The organism is Halomonas qinghailakensis (assembly GCF_025820815.1).
Taxonomy (GTDB): domain Bacteria; phylum Pseudomonadota; class Gammaproteobacteria; order Pseudomonadales; family Halomonadaceae; genus Vreelandella; species Vreelandella qaidamensis.
In genome coordinates, this window is the sequence record NZ_CP096973.1 from 2,679,133 (window position 1) to 2,697,277 (window position 18,145).

General features: G+C 51.0%; 22 protein-coding genes. 13 read left to right on the forward strand and 9 right to left on the reverse strand.

Features of this window, described 5'->3' with window-relative positions; all coding sequences use genetic code 11:
• Positions 1–61 precede the first annotated feature (61 nt).
• From M0220_RS12395 to M0220_RS12405, 3 genes are all read left to right on the forward strand, one after another.
• On the forward strand, positions 62–640 hold the full coding sequence (locus M0220_RS12395) for an NnrU family protein (RefSeq protein WP_264017781.1): 579 nt from the start codon (positions 62–64) through the stop codon (positions 638–640).
• Positions 641–804: 164 nt separating this feature from the next.
• Positions 805–1,986, forward strand: a complete 1,182-nt coding sequence (locus M0220_RS12400; protein ID WP_264017782.1) for an alcohol dehydrogenase catalytic domain-containing protein — start codon at positions 805–807, stop codon at positions 1,984–1,986.
• Positions 1,983–3,032, forward strand: coding sequence for a proline racemase family protein (locus M0220_RS12405; RefSeq protein WP_264017783.1), 1,050 nt, complete (start codon positions 1,983–1,985; stop codon positions 3,030–3,032). The genes M0220_RS12400 and M0220_RS12405 overlap by 4 nt, the downstream gene beginning before the upstream one ends.
• A 17-nt stretch (positions 3,033–3,049) precedes the next feature.
• On the opposite strand, the gene M0220_RS12410 is transcribed toward M0220_RS12405, so the two are convergent.
• A complete protein-coding gene (locus tag M0220_RS12410) occupies positions 3,050–3,268 on the reverse strand; it encodes a DUF1289 domain-containing protein (RefSeq protein ID WP_264017784.1) in 219 nt (72 codons plus the stop codon).
• A 122-nt stretch (positions 3,269–3,390) separates the two neighbouring features.
• A complete protein-coding gene (arfB, locus tag M0220_RS12415; protein WP_264017785.1) occupies positions 3,391–3,807 on the reverse strand; it encodes an alternative ribosome rescue aminoacyl-tRNA hydrolase ArfB in 417 nt (138 codons plus the stop codon).
• A 267-nt stretch (positions 3,808–4,074) separates the two neighbouring features.
• On the opposite strand from arfB, the gene M0220_RS12420 reads away from it, so the two are divergent.
• Positions 4,075–4,644, forward strand: a complete 570-nt coding sequence (locus M0220_RS12420) for a DJ-1/PfpI family protein (protein WP_030073488.1) — start codon at positions 4,075–4,077, stop codon at positions 4,642–4,644.
• A gap of 146 nt (positions 4,645–4,790) precedes the next feature.
• Positions 4,791–5,153, forward strand: coding sequence for a ribbon-helix-helix domain-containing protein (locus M0220_RS12425; protein ID WP_030073486.1), 363 nt, complete (start codon positions 4,791–4,793; stop codon positions 5,151–5,153).
• Positions 5,154–5,224: 71 nt separating this feature from the next.
• On the opposite strand, the gene M0220_RS12430 is transcribed toward M0220_RS12425, so the two are convergent.
• Both M0220_RS12430 and M0220_RS12435 read right to left on the reverse strand, forming a co-directional pair.
• Entirely contained in the window at positions 5,225–5,992 is a 768-nt protein-coding gene (locus M0220_RS12430; RefSeq protein WP_264017787.1) for a DUF1499 domain-containing protein, read from the reverse strand.
• Positions 5,993–6,035: 43 nt separating this feature from the next.
• Positions 6,036–6,281, reverse strand: a complete 246-nt coding sequence (locus M0220_RS12435; RefSeq protein ID WP_030073482.1) for a DUF3820 family protein — start codon at positions 6,279–6,281, stop codon at positions 6,036–6,038.
• Positions 6,282–6,466: 185 nt separating this feature from the next.
• Between M0220_RS12435 and M0220_RS12440 the strand changes: the two genes are divergently transcribed.
• Complete coding sequence (locus M0220_RS12440; protein ID WP_264017788.1) at positions 6,467–6,892, forward strand: VOC family protein; 426 nt, start codon at positions 6,467–6,469, stop codon at positions 6,890–6,892.
• 36 nt (positions 6,893–6,928) lie between these two features.
• Here the strand turns inward: M0220_RS12440 and M0220_RS12445 are convergent, their stop codons facing one another.
• Positions 6,929–7,822 carry an AraC family transcriptional regulator gene (locus M0220_RS12445; protein ID WP_264017789.1) on the reverse strand — a complete coding sequence of 298 codons (894 nt, stop codon included), beginning with the start codon at positions 7,820–7,822 and terminating at the stop codon, positions 6,929–6,931.
• Positions 7,823–8,020: 198 nt separating this feature from the next.
• Here M0220_RS12445 and M0220_RS12450 point away from each other — a divergent pair, with 198 nt between their 5' ends.
• A complete protein-coding gene (locus M0220_RS12450; protein ID WP_030073476.1) occupies positions 8,021–9,082 on the forward strand; it encodes an NAD(P)-dependent alcohol dehydrogenase in 1,062 nt (353 codons plus the stop codon).
• Between the two features lie 141 nt (positions 9,083–9,223).
• Here the strand turns inward: M0220_RS12450 and M0220_RS12455 are convergent, their stop codons facing one another.
• The gene (locus tag M0220_RS12455; protein ID WP_264017790.1) at positions 9,224–9,991 is read right to left on the reverse strand and encodes a class I SAM-dependent methyltransferase; all 768 of its coding nucleotides are present in this window, start codon (positions 9,989–9,991) and stop codon (positions 9,224–9,226) included.
• 213 nt (positions 9,992–10,204) lie between these two features.
• On the opposite strand from M0220_RS12455, the gene nfsA reads away from it, so the two are divergent.
• Both nfsA and M0220_RS12465 read left to right on the forward strand, forming a co-directional pair.
• On the forward strand, positions 10,205–10,936 hold the full coding sequence (nfsA, locus tag M0220_RS12460; protein WP_030073472.1) for an oxygen-insensitive NADPH nitroreductase: 732 nt from the start codon (positions 10,205–10,207) through the stop codon (positions 10,934–10,936).
• A 143-nt stretch (positions 10,937–11,079) separates the two neighbouring features.
• Positions 11,080–11,709 (forward strand): hypothetical protein, encoded by a 630-nt coding sequence (locus M0220_RS12465; protein WP_030073470.1) that lies wholly within the window; start codon positions 11,080–11,082, stop codon positions 11,707–11,709.
• Positions 11,710–11,726: 17 nt separating this feature from the next.
• Here the strand turns inward: M0220_RS12465 and M0220_RS12470 are convergent, their stop codons facing one another.
• Positions 11,727–12,659, reverse strand: coding sequence for a glycerophosphodiester phosphodiesterase (locus M0220_RS12470; RefSeq protein WP_030073468.1), 933 nt, complete (start codon positions 12,657–12,659; stop codon positions 11,727–11,729).
• Positions 12,660–13,018: 359 nt separating this feature from the next.
• Here M0220_RS12470 and M0220_RS12475 point away from each other — a divergent pair, with 359 nt between their 5' ends.
• Complete coding sequence (locus M0220_RS12475; protein WP_264017791.1) at positions 13,019–13,408, forward strand: VOC family protein; 390 nt, start codon at positions 13,019–13,021, stop codon at positions 13,406–13,408.
• A gap of 106 nt (positions 13,409–13,514) precedes the next feature.
• Positions 13,515–14,144 (forward strand): SDR family oxidoreductase, encoded by a 630-nt coding sequence (locus M0220_RS12480; RefSeq protein ID WP_030073466.1) that lies wholly within the window; start codon positions 13,515–13,517, stop codon positions 14,142–14,144.
• Positions 14,145–14,249: 105 nt separating this feature from the next.
• On the opposite strand, the gene M0220_RS12485 is transcribed toward M0220_RS12480, so the two are convergent.
• Positions 14,250–15,119, reverse strand: coding sequence for a LysR family transcriptional regulator (locus M0220_RS12485; RefSeq protein ID WP_264017792.1), 870 nt, complete (start codon positions 15,117–15,119; stop codon positions 14,250–14,252).
• 147 nt (positions 15,120–15,266) lie between these two features.
• Between M0220_RS12485 and M0220_RS12490 the strand changes: the two genes are divergently transcribed.
• Together M0220_RS12490 and M0220_RS12495 are read left to right on the forward strand one after the other, a co-directional pair.
• Entirely contained in the window at positions 15,267–16,472 is a 1,206-nt protein-coding gene (locus M0220_RS12490; RefSeq protein WP_030073464.1) for a YbfB/YjiJ family MFS transporter, read from the forward strand.
• The gene (locus tag M0220_RS12495; RefSeq protein ID WP_264017793.1) at positions 16,472–17,074 is read left to right on the forward strand and encodes a glutathione S-transferase N-terminal domain-containing protein; all 603 of its coding nucleotides are present in this window, start codon (positions 16,472–16,474) and stop codon (positions 17,072–17,074) included. The genes M0220_RS12490 and M0220_RS12495 overlap by 1 nt, the downstream gene beginning before the upstream one ends.
• A gap of 153 nt (positions 17,075–17,227) precedes the next feature.
• On the opposite strand, the gene M0220_RS12500 is transcribed toward M0220_RS12495, so the two are convergent.
• Positions 17,228–18,121, reverse strand: coding sequence for a LysR family transcriptional regulator (locus M0220_RS12500; RefSeq protein ID WP_264017794.1), 894 nt, complete (start codon positions 18,119–18,121; stop codon positions 17,228–17,230).
• Positions 18,122–18,145 lie beyond the last annotated feature (24 nt).

Here is an 18,145-nt window from a genome sequence, read left to right on the forward strand (position 1 = left end):
GCGTGAGTGTGGCATGCTCGCAGTCGACCAACGACCTGCAAACAACCTGAGAGCCACCTTTATGACCATCATGATTATTGGCCTGCTGATATTTCTTGGCAGCCACTCCGTGCGTATCTTTGCTGAAGACTGGCGTCAGCAGCAGATTACTAAACATGGCGAAACCTCCTGGAAGCTAGCGTATTCCGTAGTATCAGTGATTGGACTGGCAATCGCTATCTACGGATTTGGCCAAATGCGCTTAGACTCTATTTACGTTTGGTTCCCGCCTATGGGCTTACGCCATGCGGTAGCGCTGCTGATGATTCCCGCCTTTATTATGCTGGTGGCAGCCTATGTGCCGCGCAATGCGATTAAAGCGAAGCTTGGCCACCCAATGATGTTGGCCGTTAAAATTTGGGCATTTTCTCATCTGTTGGCCAATGGCAGGCTTGGCGATATTATCTTTTTTGCAGCGTTTTTGGTGTGGGCTATCCTGGCGTTTAAAGCAGCCAAAAAACGTGATCGTGCCGCCCCGCCATCAGCGACCGTTATCTCTATCCCGGCAACAATAGCCACAGTGGTTGTGGGGCTGGTTGCGTATATTGTTTTTGCACTTTATCTACACATGCTGCTTATCGGTGTGCCTGTATTTAGCTGAAATTATTAATAAATATTAGCGGCGTCAACGGTGGTACTCCGTTGACGCCGTTTTGTTTTTATCTCTTTAGTAATTATCAAAGTTTGTTATTGTCGTCGTTTGTTACTGGCAACATTTGCTATTGTCAGTTCGGTTCGTCCACGCTTTTAAACAGGAGCAAATTTATGGCCGAAGCTGCACCTCAACTCCCCAAGACGATGTCTGCCATGCTATTAACTGGCCACGGTGATGTAGATAAGCTGCAGTATCGGCAGGATGTCGTTACCCCCCGACCTGGGCCGGGGCAAGTACTGGTTCAAGTAACGGCAACGGCTAAAAATAATACCGACCGAAAAGCGCGTGAAGGACTTTACCCAACGAAGGGCAAAGAGGAAGTCACATCGTTTGCGATGGGAGGCTCACCCACGCTGACCTTTCCTCGTATTCAAGGCGCCGATATTGCCGGCCGTGTGGTGGCAGTAGGCGAGGGTGTAGACGTTTCCCGTATTGGAGAGCGAGGCCTGCTCGACTTTAATATTTACGCTGATGAACGCCGCGATATTAACCTGACGCCTGATTATTACGGGCATGGCGCAGATGGCGGATACGCCGAGTATGTCGTAGTACCTGCTGATCAGTTCCACCATGTGCCTAACCCTAAATTGCAAGATGCAGAGCTTGCCTCAATGGGTATGTGTTCATATCAGACGGCCTATCACATGATGACCTCTGCCAACATAAGCGCAGGCGAACGCGTGTTAGTGACAGGTGCCAGTGGTGGGGTTGGAACGGCATTAATTCAGCTGTGCAGAATCGTGGGGGCTATTCCTTACGCGGTCAGCCAGTTGGATAAGGCCGATGCACTTTTGGCACTGGGTGCTGAGGCAGTGATCGACCGTGGTGATTTAGCCACTTTTGTTGAGCGTGTGTTGGCCGAAACCAGTGGCAAGCCGATTGATGCAGTGATGGACTTGGTCGGGGGGCAAATGACCGATCTGTTTATCGACACCATGATTGTCGACATGCAGGGGCGTAGCCGCTATCCGCGGTTATCCATTGCTGGCGCGAGTGGCGGCAATATTAGCGAGATGATGTGGACTCGGATCTATCTGTATCAGGTGCAAATTTTTGGTGTTTCTCATGGCACCCGGGAAGAGGCCGAGCAACTGATTGAATGGATTCGTAGCGGAGCACTAAAACCCGTGCTGCACGGCGCCTTTAAACTCTCAGACCTGCATAACGCTGAGCGCTACTTTGTGAACCGTGATAGTAACTATTTGGGCAAGATTGTGATTGTTCCTGATGCACAGTGGGAAACCCACGGCGCACCGTTTGCCCTCGCTACTGCTGAGGAGCAAGGTTTATGAAGAAGCTGCATACGATTCAATTGATGGATACCCATGCTGGTGGCGATGTTAGCCGCATTGTGACAGGGGGCATTGATCTACTTCCGGGTGCCACGGTACGCCAACAAATGGAGTTCCTGCGTGATGATGCTGATGGTTTAAGGCGACTGCTATTGGAAGAGCCGTACGGCATTTCAGAAATGTCGGTGGACTTGCTTGTTCCAGCCTCGCATCCAGAGGCAGTGGCGGGCTACATTATTATGGAAGTGATGGGGTATCCGATTTATTCTGGCTCTAACACGCTGTGCACTGCCACGGCGGTCTTGGAGAGCGGCCTTGTTCCTAAGCAGGAAGGGATTCAACGCTTTAAACTAGAAGCACCCGCAGGCTTGGTGCAAATTGAAGCAAAGGTGCGTAATGGGGTCGTGGAATCAGTTACCTGTGAAGGTCTGCCAAGCTATATCGATACCTATCGCGACACCATTCAAGTACCCGAAATAGGCACTGTTACTTACTCGGTCGCATACAGCGGTGGGTTTTATGCGTTGGTCGATGCCGAAGAGCTGGGCTTTAAATTAGTGCGCAATGAGGAGCAGGCACTTGCCGCTTGCGCTTATAAAATAGTTGAGGCGATCCAGGCGCAGCGCGGTTTTTCGCATTACACCTTAGGTGACGTCGGGCCATTGCCGTTTTTACACTTTATGGGGCCAGAAGAGAAAATAGCAGAAGACTATATTCGCTCGCGTTCAACCACCTATGTGCATCCCGGTGTTATTTGCCGTAGCACTACCGGCACCGGTACTTCAGCGCGCTTAGCACTGATGAATTATGAAGGTCGGCTGACGGTTGGCGATAAGTTAGAGACCGTGTCACTGCGTGAAACCGGATTTATTGGCACCTTCACTGGCACCCATCAAGAAGGTGATTACCAAGTGGTGGAAAACACCACAACAGGCCGTAGCTATGTGCTGGCAGAGTCAAAGATCGTGATTAACTGCGATGATCCGATGGTGTCATGTGGCGAACTGCACCATATTTTAAGCGACCGGCATACAGACGACATCTAGCTTACTTGGCGTACTGTTTACTTGGCGTACTGTGCGTCGATATAGCCTTCTTGTATAAGCCGATCCCACACCGGGGTCTTCTCGGCCTCGGTCATACTGCCCCAACAGGCAATCTCATCTAGCGTCCGACCACAGCCTTGGCATAGCGAAGAGGAGGGCTCAATGGTGCATACCTGAATGCAGGGCGACAGTGGGCGGGCAACGCGAAGGGTAGAGTGTGATGAGGCGCTGGACATGATGAAAAGACTCAATGAGTGATGAAAAAACGACGCTAAGTGAGCATTACATACTCAGCTCACAGTTTATGATCGGTGAATATTTTATAACCAGTTTGAACCGCTTATAGTCAGTGCGTATTTTACGAGATCGATACTTTACCACGCAGTGACTTTGTTTTGCCTTTACGAGTTTTGTGATCCACACGGCGGCGCTGCGAACCTTTGGTGGGCTTCGTTGGCCGACGCATTTTCTGTTGCTTTCCTGCGCTTTGAATCAATGCTTTTAAGCGAGCAAGAGCATCCTCTTTGTTCAATTCCAGGGTGCGATAGCTCTGGGCTTTAATAATCACTACACCCTCTTTACTAATGCGCTGATCAGATAGCGCCATTAAACGCTCTTTATAGATCGGCGGTAGTGTAGAGCTTTGAATATCGAAACGTAAATGCACCGCAGAAGCGACTTTATTGACGTTTTGGCCTCCCGAGCCTTGAGCTCTGATCTGGCTGATATCAATCTCCCAATCCGCTATCGTCACGCTATTAGAAATAGTGAGCATTCAGTTCCTTTATGTCGAATATGGCTCATAAGGCTAGCACACTTAGCACCAAGGAGCCGATCAGAGGTGGATGGTCCATTATCAGTCATGGCGTGTGTCAGGAATAGCCGAGCGCTGGCCTGCTGCGAGCACTAGCGGAGCGTCATCGTTACCAATGTTAGATGTAGTAGCGGTTTACTACCCACTGAGTAAAAGCGCTTGCTACTCTCATCTAACACGCCACGCGTGTGCTCTGGGCCTCGACCAATAACGACAAGGAGAAGTGAGATGAGCAACAAGCGAATTTTAATGATTACCGGAGATTTCACTGAAGATTACGAAACGATGGTGCCTTTCCAGGCGCTGATGGCGGTTGGACATCACGTCGACGCGGTGTGTCCCGACAAAGTAGCCGGTGATACCGTGGCAACGGCAATTCATGATTTTGAAGGTGACCAAACCTACACTGAAAAGCCTGGTCACCGTTTCGCTCTGAACGCCGATTTTGCCAAGGTTAACCCCGCTGACTACGATGCTTTGGTAGTTCCTGGCGGCCGTGCGCCGGAGTATTTGCGTTTAAACCAAGAAGTACTGGCGATGGTGAGACACTTCTTTGAAACCCAGAAACCGGTCGCAGCAATCTGTCATGGCGCGCAGTTGTTGGCCGCGGCGAAGGTGCTAGAAGGCAAGCAGTGTTCGGCTTATCCGGCTTGCCAACCAGAAGTGGAGCTCGCTGGCGGACACTTCGCTAACTTGGAGGTCACCGATGCAGTGACAGATGGCAACTTGGTAACGGCACCTGCTTGGCCCGCACACCCTGCTTGGCTTGCCCAGTTTATGGCGCTGTTGGATAAGTAACACTGATAGGTTATCTCTTTACGCACCCGGTGATATCGGAGTAAACGTTGTATTAGACGCTGCTGGGTGCGTTTTCTGTTAGGCATTAATCTGACGAACAAGCTCAAGAGCAGGCAATGTACTGTGATAGCAGAGAGGGCATAATGATGTGCAAACTGTTTATTGATGCAGACCCTGAGCTATGGCGAAGCGCCACACACTCGCTGCGTATTGATGGCATGGTAACTAGCGTCCGCATGGAGAACTACTTCTGGCACCTTCTGGAAGAGATGGCGCAACGGGATGGAATGAATACCGCCCAACTCATCACACGGCTTTATCACGAGTCGATAGATGCAGGGCATGATCTTGGCAACTTTACCTCGTTCTTGAGGGTTTGTGCGCTGCGTTACCAAGCGCTTCAATTAAGCGGTGATATTCCAAGAAACGTAGAGGTAGCCATTGGCTCGTTAGACGCGCAGCAAATTCTGAGCAGAGAAGCCGCCACGCGTACTAACCAAATGCACTGAAAGAAATGCACTGAAATTGGTTTGCTATCGTTAACTCAGTCCACAGGTGAAAGCCGCATCAGATAGGATCGTTATTCTAACCGCTTGCCCAGATTATCCAGGAAGGTCTCTATACGTAGTGCGTTGGTGCCGACATCGCTGGCCCCCAGCCGGGACGCGGAGCGCATGTCTACCTGCACGCCATTTTGTTGTTCGGTCAGGCGAATAATGACGTCATCCTCAAAGCCAAACCAATGGGTTGTCGCAGTCGCCTCAATAGTACTCTCTGTTATCGCAGCAATCTGCCAGCCAGACGCTTCTACTTCTGCCTGAGCGGCCGCAAGCACAGTCGCTTTAGGTGCCGTTACGTGTATAGGCTGCACATTAGGATAAGCATTTTGCTGTTGGTGTGCGGTGGCTTCTCCAGGGTAATCAACCGCATTGGGCGCCGCCTCGCGAGCAGCTCTTAATGCGACAAAGGCGGGTGGGTTTTGGGTGTCGGTGGTAATGTCATGAATGACGGGTGCCTGCTGTGCACGCTGCCACTGCTGCCACGGCATATACAACAGGGCAGCGGTTGCAACAATAACGAAGATAGCCACGACGCTGGCGCCAATACGGCGAGTAAAGATGCTTATCAGGAGTAGCAGAACGCTTAACCCTACAGCGGCGGTGGCGGCATAGACACCATTGCGCATAAAATTAAAGGCGTCGCCCAGGCCAATCAACTCCCAGCGATAGGCTGGCCCTGCGCCTGCTAATAAGGAAGCTGCGACGATCAGCGCTAACATGCTCAGCCAGGCAAGTAGCACGGTGGCTTTGCTGGCTCTTCGTTGTTGGTGGTTCGCGCCTTTTGCCATGTCGGCCTCCTGATAATGACGCAGTTAATAATGGCAGCCTACGTTAGTTTGAATGTTGATTACCCGCTTTTTTGGGCGTTTCTTTACGTAGAGGACTCAGTAAATCACTCAAACCATTGTGGTCAATTTCATGCATCAAGTGTAGAAGTTGGCCAATTTCTCCGTTTGGAAACCCTTCTCGTGCGAACCAGTTCAAATAAGGACCAGGCAAGTCGGCAATCAACCAGCCTTCGTATTTACCAAATGGCATGGTGCGCGTTACTAGCTTCTCGAGATCTTCAGGGTTCATAGGGTCAGCTCTGTTCAATTTAGTGTATTAAGGCGTTTTTCAGTTGAGTTCAGTTAATGATTGATTTTATTTTTTTACGGCGCGTTTTAGGATGTTTGCACAGTGACAGCGCAACGCGCTAGTCATCGAAAGTAACGCCATTCCCCTGCTATTAACCAACCACTGCAAATCAATGGGAGACATTCATGAGCCTTTCCCCTTTCCACTTAGCCATTCCTGTTTACGATGTCGCTTTGGCACGAGTGTTTTATAACGATGTGTTTGGTCTAGAGGAGGGGCGCTCTAGCGATCATTGGGTCGATTTTAACTTCTTTGGCCACCAGTTAGTTATTCATGAACATCCGAAAACCCCAGGCCAAGAGAGCGCCCACACTAACCCTGTCGATGGCCATAATGTGCCAGTACCGCACTTTGGTGTCATTTTAGAGTGGGGTGAATGGGAAGCTTTAGCCGAGCGCTTAAAAGCGCGGAAGACAGATTTCGTAATTGAGCCTTACATACGTTTTAAAGGCGAAGTCGGTGAACAGGCGACTATGTTCTTACTCGACCCCTGTGGTAATGCCTTGGAATTCAAAGCGTTTAAAGATCAGAGCCAGATTTTTGCTAAATAAACACGATCAATAAGTGTTTTCCAATATGTTGGGCGTCTAGGCGCGTAACGCCTGCTCCTGGCGTTTATGCTGTAGCGGCGATGCGCCAAAGTAGCGCTTATAATCCCTGCTGAATTGGGGAACGCTGCGATAACCGACTGCCTGCGCAGCTTGGTTCACATTGTGGCTATCTTGCAATAAAAGCTGCTGCGCTTTAAGTAGGCGCAGTCGCTTTAAGTACTGCGCGGGAGACGAGCGCGTAATTTGCTTAAAGTGCTGATGAAACGTCGATATGCTCATATTGGCCTGCTGGGCTAACTGATCAACGGTAAAGTCCTCGGCAAAGTGTCTGTGCAGCTGCGATAGCACCTGAACAATGCGCGAATAGTGCCCGTGCCCTTTAACCAATGCCCGCAGTGCTGGGCCTTGTTCCCCTTTTAGTGCCTCAAACACCACATCTCGAATACGCGCTTCCCCCATCGTTGAACACTCAATATCATCATGTAGCGTGCTTGCTAGCCGTAGCATAGCGGCCTGCATGCCCTCATTCATAGCAACTGATGCCATCGGTTTAGGTGAAGTGAACGGTAGGCTCATGTTGCCCATGGCGGTAACCATTTCGCTCAGTAATGCCGGGTCCAATGTCACTGATATACCTAGCAGGGGGGCTTCTGGTGAGCCGTGAGTTTCACACTCAAAGGGTAGTGGCAGGGTTTGCACAAGATAGTGGCCAGGGTTGTAGTGAATCTCTCGATCACCTAAGTAGCCGACTTTTCGGCCTTGGGCGATGATGATTAGGCTAGGTTCGTACATCAAAGGAGTACGTTCCTGACGTCGTGCCAAGCAAAGCACCCCCACTCTGGACAATCGAGAAACGCTTATTCCATCACGTTTTACTAGCGGTGCGATCAAGTCAGCGAGCGCATTGCCTGCGAGAGCAGTACTGGCCACTATGAAGCCTCCTAACTGGGTTGGAAATCAGGATTACACGACGATTATGATATTTTTTTGGGATTTTTTGTTATTTTATTGCAGTTAAATAGAGAAATAAGCAAAAAAAACATAGCTTCGCTCATCGCTATCTAACGTTTAGCAGCGAATAATAAAGGCACTTTCCCACTTACGCGGAAAACCTATTAAGGAGTTTCCATGAGCCAAGCAAAATCTTACGCTGCCTTCTCCGCTGATAAACCACTCGCACCGTATGCCTTTGATCGTCGTGAACCACGTTCAGACGATGTTGCCATCGATATTCTTTACTGTGGCGTTTGCCATAGTGATTTGCACTTTGCACGCAATGATTGGGGCATGAGCCAATACCCTGTGGTGCCAGGGCATGAGATTGTTGGCCGTGTGACTGCCGTAGGGGGGGATGTGACACGCTTTAAAACGGGCGACTTAGTGGGCGTTGGTTGCATGGTAGACTCGTGCCGCACTTGCTCTGCCTGTAAAGACGGCGTGGAGCAGTACTGCCTAGAAGGCTTCACCATGACCTACGGTAGCCCAGACCGCCAAGACGGTACGTTAACCCAGGGCGGCTACTCCGACTCTATCGTGGTGAGTGAGCATTTTGTGTTGCAAATGCCAGATGGCATTGACCTAGCATCCGCTGCGCCCATTCTTTGTGCCGGTATTACCACCTATTCGCCGCTTAAACACTTTGGCGTTGGCAAGGGGCACAAAATCGGTGTAATTGGTATGGGTGGCCTGGGTCATATGGGAGTTAAGCTAGCTAAAGCGCTGGGTGCGGAAGTGACCGTGTTTACTCGTTCTGACGCTAAAGTGGAAGAAGCCAAGCGTAACGGAGCCGATCATGTTGTGGTATCGAGTGATCAAGCGCAGATGGACGCCGTCGCTGAAACATTCGACTTCATGTTGGATACCGTTCCGGTTCAGCATGATCTTAACCCTTACTTAGCATCGCTGAAGTACAACGGTACACATATTATTGTTGGCCTGCTGGAGCCAATTGAGCCTGCTATCGAAGCGTTTAACTTAGTGTTCAAGCGTCGGGTCGTTGCCGGTTCGCTGATTGGTGGTATCGCTGAGACTGAAGAGCTGCTCGCGCTATGTGCTGAGCACAATATCACCTGCGATATCGAGATGTTGGATATCAATAATATCAATGAAGGCTTTGAGCGTATGGAGAAAGGCGACGTGCGCTATCGTTTTGTTATTGATATGGCGACGTTGAAAAACACCACGGCGTAGTGTGGCTATCAACATCCATATCAACACTCGTATTAATATCTATACCGCCTAGCAGCTTGCACCGATATTAATGCCCTAAGAACGAAAAACCCACCGTTAGTAACAGTGGGTTTTTCCTGTTTAGAGCGGATGAAGGTTCTACTACACGTGGGCCGAGACACGCAGCCTGACATAGTCAGCGGTCCAGTTACCTTGACCATCGCTTAAGCTGTGAGCGAGCAGCTGTATTGTGTTATCGATAATGGCGTTGCGCAGATCTTCATCTAGCCCGTGCAAAAAGGGGCTTGCAAAGGTTTCGAGCCAGCCCGCTACGCCGGTAGGTAGCGGGGTAGGGCGGGGTATCAGCTCGATTGTATCAACGTGAAAACCAACAGTTTGAAGCAGGTGTGCATACTCTTCAGTGGTTGGAAAATACCACGGGTGGCGTCCATGCGAGCTAATGCCGCGAAATTGAAGCGAGGCAATCAGCGCTGTGCAAATAGCTGCAACATTTCCATGCCCGCCAAACTCTGCCACAAAACGTCCGCCAGGCTTTAGCGCGCGCTTGATGCCTGCTAACACCGTCTGAGGATCTAGCATCCAATGCAGCGCTGCATTGCTAAATACTGCATCGAACTCATGGTCAAAAGGCAGCTGATGCCCATCGACAACCCGAGCGTTGACGCCGCGCTGCTGGGCAGCGGCCACCATGTTTTCTGAGGCATCGACGCCGAGCACATCAGCACCTGTTTGCATAATGCGTTCGGTGAGCGCGCCATCCCCACAGCCAAGGTCCAATATGCGCTGTCCAGGCTGGGGTGCTAGCAGCTTCATGACATCGTCACCTAACGTTGGGACAAAACCCGCATGTTGCGCATAGTGGCTGGCATTCCATTCCTGCCCTGACGGCGTGTGAGGGGCATTAGACATATCGGCTTCCTAGCGTCGGTATTTGTTGGGGGGTGACCCAATGACTTGATTTAGTATAGCTTGCTATCAATAGCATGCGCTAAACCTGAATTTAGCAGCACAAGCACTTCAAGAGCACAAGCAGCGAACCGCTAACGTGCATCGTTAATGAAATAGGCGAGGGCATTTTTAGCACTTACATTCATTATATCAAGCATAAAGAGGCGAGACGAAATGAACGATGTTATTAAACTGCTTCAATCTCACCGTTCGATACGCAAGTTTACTGATCAGGAAATACCCCACGGATTATTGTTAGAACTCATTAAGGCAGGTCAGGCTGCTGCGACATCGAGTCATGTACAGGCCTACACAGTGATTAACGTAAAAAATGCGGCTAATCGTGAAAAAATTGCTGAGCTTGCTGGTGGGCAAGGTTACGTGGCAAGTAGTGCGGTGTTTTTAGTGTTCTGTGCTGATATGAAGCGCCCAACAGAGGCCTCTAAACGTACCGGCGCCAACGTAGAACGAGGCATGACCGAACAGCTGTTGGTCGCCACCGTTGATACGGCTTTAATGGCTCAAAACGTGGCGATAGCGGCGGAATCAGAAGGGCTGGGTATTTGTTATATCGGTGGTATCCGCAACAACCCCCAAGCGATTAGTGAGCTATTGCAGCTGCCTGACCATGTCTATCCGGTGTTTGGTATGTGCCTTGGCTATCCAGCCCATGAGCCTGAGGTCAAACCGCGTTTGCCGGTAGAGGCCATCCTCAAAGAAGATACTTATTGTGAAGATACCGATCACGTCGACGCTTTTGACAGCACCATGAAGGCATACTACCAATCACGCAGTACTGGCAATAAAGTGTCGGATTGGTCACATAACCTAACGCCGCTTTTCGATTCAAAATTGCGCCCCCACATGCGTGATTTTCTAGTTAAGCGCGGCTTTGAAATGAAGTAACCAGCGGGTCAAGCGCGAGGAGGCTACCATCTCCTGCTGCAAGGCGTTTAAAAGGCAAGCCTTCTTGCGCTGCACGTTTGCAGCCTTCATCTATACTGGTGGGATATCAAGATGAGTGCCGATAACAATAAAAGGAGCTATGGATGAACCTTCAGCGCGCTTATTACCTGCTAGCGGCTTTTTACAGCTTACTTCCACTTATCGGGCTAATCGCCATTTTTTCAGGAGGGGGCACACCGTTTGCTGCAGCCCACCTTATAGTGGGGGCACTGGCTGTAATAGGGCTGTGGGGTTACATATTAAAACGTGGGTTTATGAACCCTCGCATGTGGCAACCATTAGCGTTAGTACTGGCTGTTATGGCCGTAGGGCAGCTGTTGGTAATTTTTACCATGCCGGTGTCAAATGTCGCTTTAACCTGGATGTTAACAAGCAGTATCTTCTCAGTCATGCTGGTCATTGTGCTATTCCATTACGGCAAGCGTGATCAGCCCCTATGGGCAACACCTCAAGAAGCGGATGCAGCGCAGCAGCTTACAGTCTTGCTCGATAGCGCTTCGCCTCTGTCTGCTGTTCATTGCGAAGGAGAGCAAGAAAATAGTGTTAATGTCACTAAAATAGGCGATCACTATCATGCCAAGGTGATACGCCGAGGCAGAAATGGTCAAGAGACATTTGAACGCCGCTTTCAGCATCCTGAAACGCTGGTGTTTTTTTTAGAAAAATTCGCCAGCGTTTCAGTTCAGGATTTTAGACAACCGGCTACGTCGTAAATGAGCCCATACGTGGGTTATAAAATATCAAGAAGACGGTCAGCGTAATCGGTAAACAAACCGTTGACGCCCCAGTCTTGCAAACGCTTCATCTCATCAGTTTCATTGATGGTGTAAACGTGCACGGGAAGGCCGTTTTCTTGAGCTTGGCGAATAAAACTCGCATTAATAACGTCTTCGCCGTTATACGTCACGTTAGTGCCAATACCCACCGCGTACTCTGCAATAGCTTGAAAGTCTTCATCAGTAATCTCTGCTGGCCCTGGGGTAACGCCTGTCCACTCCACTAAACGATCATTATCTTCTTCGCTAGGCGAGTACCACACTAACTGAATGAGCGGGACACGTTCATTTAGCTCACGTACTTTTAGCAGACTATCTTGTTCAAACGATTGCACTAGCACACGGCCATTTTCAATCATTTCGTGCTTTTCAAGCGTCTCAACCAGGGCTTCTTCTAATCCTGGGTTTAACTGGGGAGATTTAGTCTCAATGTAGTAACGCGCATCGTGACCAAAGCGCTCAAATAGCGCTTCGAGGGTAAGTATTTGTGCACCTTCAAAGGCCGCATCAGCTTTTTCAGCATTGGCTTCGTTGAACCACGTACCGGTGTCCAGTGCCATGAGTTCTTCTAGCGTGTAATCATTAATTTTGCCTTCGCCGTCACTTGTGCGATCGATAGCATCATCGTGAAAGATCACTAACTCGCCATCGGAGGTGAGCTGAACATCCAGCTCTAAGTAATCCACACCCCACTCATGGGCTAGCTCATAGGCTGCCATGGTGCTTTCCGGCGCATGGCCGCTGGCACCGCGATGGGCAATCACCTGAAACGATTCCAGATCCTTTAGCTGTTGCTCTAGCGGTGTTGTCTCTGCGGTAGCAGTGGACGCAGCAGCACCAGCAAAAAGACCCAATGACACGGCAGCAATCAGTGGATGACGTTGCATAGAAATTCCTTAATTGAATGATTGTTCAATTATCCTACAGCTCTCGCCACGCAAATATCAAATGGGTAGCCCTTATTACAAAACAGCACGCTTTGATAAGTGGCTATGTCATTTAACGCTTATCGCCGTGCAACATCCGCTATTCTTAAATAAACGCTTTCATCGCCTACTCGGCAATAGTCCTGACTCTAGGCGAGCTAGAAGCGTGGCTTTGCGATGTGAGAGTAGGGACCGGACCGGAGGGCTATTTATTTTCTCACTGGTCACCCCGTGATCGGAGCTTATCTGACTTAAGTAAATAAAGGACGTAGATAAAATAAGCAGATAAACAGGGAGATTGACGATAAGAGGTAGCCACAATGATTGCTTACACAATGGTGGGAACGCATAACCTCGAGCGTGCACTTCATTTTTATGCGCCGTTGTTCAGCACGATGGAGCTAGATGTGTGCTGGCAAGACGATTCCTGTGTGTCGTTTGGAGACCCGGATGATGTCGATGTGCCGAGGTTCTTTGTGGGTTTACCCTTTAATGGTTATCCAGCTAGCGCTGGCAATGGCAGCATGACAGCGTTTCAATTTGCTGACCCTAAAGAGGTCGATACGCTCTATCAGTTAGCCATTCACAATGGCGGCAGCGACGAAGGTGCACCTGGTTATCGACCGCAATATGGCGCAGGATTTTATTCAGCTTACGTGCGAGACCCAGACGGCAACAAGCTAGCGTTTGTCGTCTATCCTCATCGGTAGGCGCTAAAGTCAATGCAACATCAACAAACAACGCCTTAGTAAAGGTTGAATTCAACAAAAATGCCTGCAACTAAAGGATAGAGGACACTCAAAAGGAGAAATAGGCATGACGACGCTAGTCATTGGTGCAAACGGCCAGATAGGTAAACAGTTTTGCGAGCTGGCGCAGCAGGCAGGCACGCCTGTCAAAGCGATGATCCGAAGCGAAGAGCAAGCATCATGGTTTAACGAGCGTGGCATTGACAGTGTTGTCGCCGATTTGGAAGGTGAATTTGAACATGCCTTTGAAGGTTGCGACCAAGTTGTCTTTACTGCGGGGTCTGGACCTCACACCGGGCCAGATAAAACGTTGATGATTGATCTTTTTGGTGCCATTCGCGCTGCGGATGTGGCCAGTCAAAAAGGTCTCTCTCGCTATATTATGGTTAGTGCCATGAGAGCAGAAAACCCGTTGGAAGCACCGGAAAAGCTGCGTCCTTATATGGCTGCTAAATTCGCTGCCGATGCGCATTTACGCAACAGCGATCTCCCTCATGTGATCCTTAAACCAGGACGCTTGACCGACGAAACAGCCAGCCGCCAGTTTGCTAGCTCAGTGGATGAAGCGGGCGATAACCAAATCTCACGGGCTAACGTCGCGCATGCGCTGCTGCATGTGGTGCAAACGGCGAGCATTATTAATCAGGAATACACATTGCTGGATGGCAAACGCTCAATTGAGGAAATCGTTCAGTAACCTCGTCTTGAAAAGGCCCCGATGACTCCCGCCGATATTGGCTATGGTTGCACGGGGCGCGTACTTGATTGCTCAAAAGACATGAGATGAAGAGTGAGGGCGAGTCTATAGCCCAGCTTCCTGATGTAGCGTATCAACAAAGCGCGCTAATGCGGGTGACCAAGAGGCGGGTTCTGGTGTCACAAAATAGGTATCGATATTGGCAATGGCGGAGGGCAGTTCCATCGTGTGAATGCCGAAGCGGTGCCGGTGGGCTTCAATAGTAATACGTGGCAACACGGTGTAACCCATCCCAGCCGCGACGCAGCCAAGCATGGCATCTAGCGTGCCAAATTCAAAAACACGCACCGCATTAATTCCCTGAGATGCCAGCAGCAATTCAATACGTTGGCGATAGCTACATCCCTGGCGAAATGCTAAAAACGTAGCTGTCAGCAGCTCTTCAGCGCTGGGTACACTGGTCATAGGGGTTGAGCTTACCAGTACAAGTTGTTCGCTAAACACCTTGAGCGAATGGTAGCGATGATGGTCGACAGCGCCTGCCACAAAAATGCCATCCGCCTGACCGACCATAAGTTTCTCGATCAAGCTGGCGGTGGGGCCTGTCGCCAGCGTCATATCCACGTCTGGAAAGTTGGCATGATAGGCCGCCAGTATTGGGGGAAGACGCAGCGCCATGGTAGTTTCCATCGATCCTAAGCGCAGCTGGCCAGCAGCGTTCTCTGCATTTTGAAATAGCGCTAACGCTTCGTCATGTACCGCTAACAACCGTTCGGCGTAACCCAGTAATGCCCGCCCGGCAGAGGTAAGGCGCACGCCACCAGCGCGATGAACCAGCTGCGCGCCTAACTCTTCCTCCAGCTTTTTGATATGCGTGGTCACGTTAGATTGCACCGTGTGTAATTGCTTCGCAGCGGCCATAAAACTGCCTGTCTCTGCCACCGCCTTAAACAGCCGCAACGATTTCAATTGCATTCCCATCTCCCCCAAGCTTCTGCTATCTCTAAATAAGATAGCTATTATCATTATAAATCGTTTCTAAAGAATTGTTGGTGTGAGTAGGCTACTAGCAAATACGCCCGACGCCACACTTTCCACACAGCGATTCAGTAAGGACACGATATGATCAACAGCAAAGATTTGCCTGCTCTGGTGACCGGCGTAATGGCTACCTTGGCAGGCATCGGCATTGCCCGCTTTGCCTACACACCGCTATTACCGGCGCTGATTCAAGAGGGGTGGTTTACCGCCAGCCAAGGGGCTTACCTGGGGGCTGCCAATCTTCTTGGTTACTTTATCGGTGCATTGATTGCTCACTCCTTGAGTGAACGCTTTCCTGTTCGCGCGGTGATGGGAGCATGTTTCGTGGCGATCGCGCTAAGCTTTTTTCTATGTGCGGGGGCTGGCATTTTTAGTTGGTTCTTCTTTTGGCGATTAGTCTCAGGTATGGCTGGCGCTATTCTGATGGTGGTTGGCCCATCGATGGCTCTATCGGCAACGCCCCCGGAAAGACGAGCCGGTGTCGGTGCCCTGGTTTTCACTGGCATTGGGCTCGGTGCGCTGCTTTCAGCATCGGTAGTACCTATGCTGCTGGAGTTCAGCCTAACCGCTACTTGGGGCGCGCTTGGCCTGCTATGCATCGTGGCGGGGTTGGTAGGTGACCGCGGTGTTACTCGGGTGTCCTTACCGCCGGTGACAGGTAACGAAGGGGCGGCGAGCCAGAACGGGTATGCAGCGGTAAACGTCGCCGTGCTATTGGTGATCGGTGCGTATGCCCTGGACGCCATCGGGTTTGTTCCCCATACCGTATTTTGGGTGGACTATCTCGCCCGAGAAAATGCCTTAGGGCATCAAGCAGCGTCTCTTCAGTGGGGGATTTTCGGCTTGGGCGCTGTGTGCGGGCCACTGGTAGTAGGAGCGTTAGCGCGAAAAGTGGGCTGGCATCGTGGTTTAACCCTCGCGTTTTTAGCCAAGGCGGCCGCTGTATCTCTGCCTGTCTTTTCGCTCGCGCTGCTTAGCCAGTCAGTTTCATCGTTCGTGGTGGGCGCGATGATCCCTGGCATTGTGGCGCTAACGTCTGGTCGACTTGCTGAGTTAGTTGGCCCAGGAGCCCACAAAAAACTCTGGGGGCAAGCGACGGCTGCTTTCGCTGCGGCTCAGGCGTTTTCTGGTTACGTGATGTCTGGGCTATATGTGGCGTGGGGTACGTACTTGCCGCTATTTTTGATTAGCAGTGTAGTGTTGATAGGTGGCTTTGTACTGGTGCTGCTTAGTCGTGGTGTGGAGCAGCGCCACGTTCCTTTTTTAGGCCAAAAACGGAGACAGTAATGCAACTCTTCCTGAACGCCACGTCACCCTATGCGCGCCTCGCGCGGATTATATTGCTGGAAAAAGGTCTGGCAGGTGACGTTACCTTGCGCTGGTGCGACCCTTGGGCAGATGACCAAGCGTTGCTGGACGTTAATCCCGCTGGGCGAATTCCTGCGCTAGTGACAAACGATGGTACGACGCTGAGCGAATCGATGCTGATCGCTGTTTATCTTGATAGCATCAGCCCCAGCGTGCCGATGATGCCCCCATCACGCTTGGCTGATGTAATGCACCTAGCGGGGCTTGGCCAAAACCTTATGGACGCCGCTTTCACCACGGTGATTGCTAGAAAACACCATGGCCCTGAGATTGATCAAAGTGAGCTTGGGCGCAGGCGCCAACGGGCGATGCAACGCATCATTCAGCAACTCGGCAGCGAGCTAAACGAAAGTCAACTGACGCCGTCGATGACTCTTGGTGAAATCGCTATCGCTGTAGCGCTAGATTATTTGGCCTTCAGGCTGCCAGAAGTGAACTGGAAGGAAGAGCACCCAGCGTTACGGAAATGGCATGGCGTAGTGATTGCCAGAGATAGTTTTCAGCAAACAGCCTTTGTGTAGCCGCCCCCGCGGGTGCGCTGACGCTTACGCCGCGCTACGACATATTAAAATTCAATGGCTTGGGTTCTGTAGCGCGGCGTAACGAATCTTGTGAGGGACGAGCAAATGAGGCACCCGCGAATGGAGGCGTAGCCTCCCAGCAAGGCGCCGGTCTCACCCTTTAAGCGCCTGCTTAAACCACTCTGCCAGTGGCTCGCTGCGGCGAAGGTTGGCGTGTTTAGGTAGCAGCAGGCAGAGCTGCGCGGACGTTTCGATACTGCCCCATGGGGCAATCAGCCGCCCGCTGCTCAACTCACCCTCTACTAACAGTGTTGGCGCGATGGCGATCCCTAAACCGGCCACGGCTGCTTCAATCAAATAATAAAGATGAGCAAAGCTTTGGCCCTGCTGAAGAGCGTCCTTCAATGCACCTTGCTCCAACCCTTTAGCACTGGCCCACTGCGGCCACGCCTGGGGCCGTGAAGCGGTTACCAACAGCGTGTTGGCAAACAGCGATTCCGGTTTGGTAGGGTCGATGTGTGCTGCCAGCGCCGGGCTTGCCACTGCACAAATCTGTTCGGACATCAGTGATATAACCTCTATATCGGCAGGCCAGGGCGGCTCCGTAAACGCCAAGGTAGCACTGGCATCAGTAGGCTTACCGGGTTGCTCAGTATCACTCACCACCACCTGTAGTTTTAGCTCAGGTAGGTCACGGTGAAGGCGATCTAGCCGAGGTATTAGCCAGCGTGCTAACAGGCTGCCTGGGCAGGCCATGGTAAAGGATGCTTCTTCCACCTCATGCTTGAGCGCTGCGCAACTATCACGTAGGCGGCTGAATGCTTCGCCCACGCCGCTCTGCAACTGCTCACCGTGATGCGTCAGTACCAACCCGCGGCCAGCTTTAGCAAAGAGCGCCACACCAAAATGTTCATCCAGGCTTTTTAACTGGCGACTAACCGCGCCATGAGTAACGTTTAGCTCATCAGCGGCGGCGGTCACGCTGCCCAAGCGGGCGGTGGCTTCAAAAGCGCGCAGGGCGCTAAGCGGCGGCATGCTGTTCTGCATGGCGTATCCAGTAATGTTGAAAAT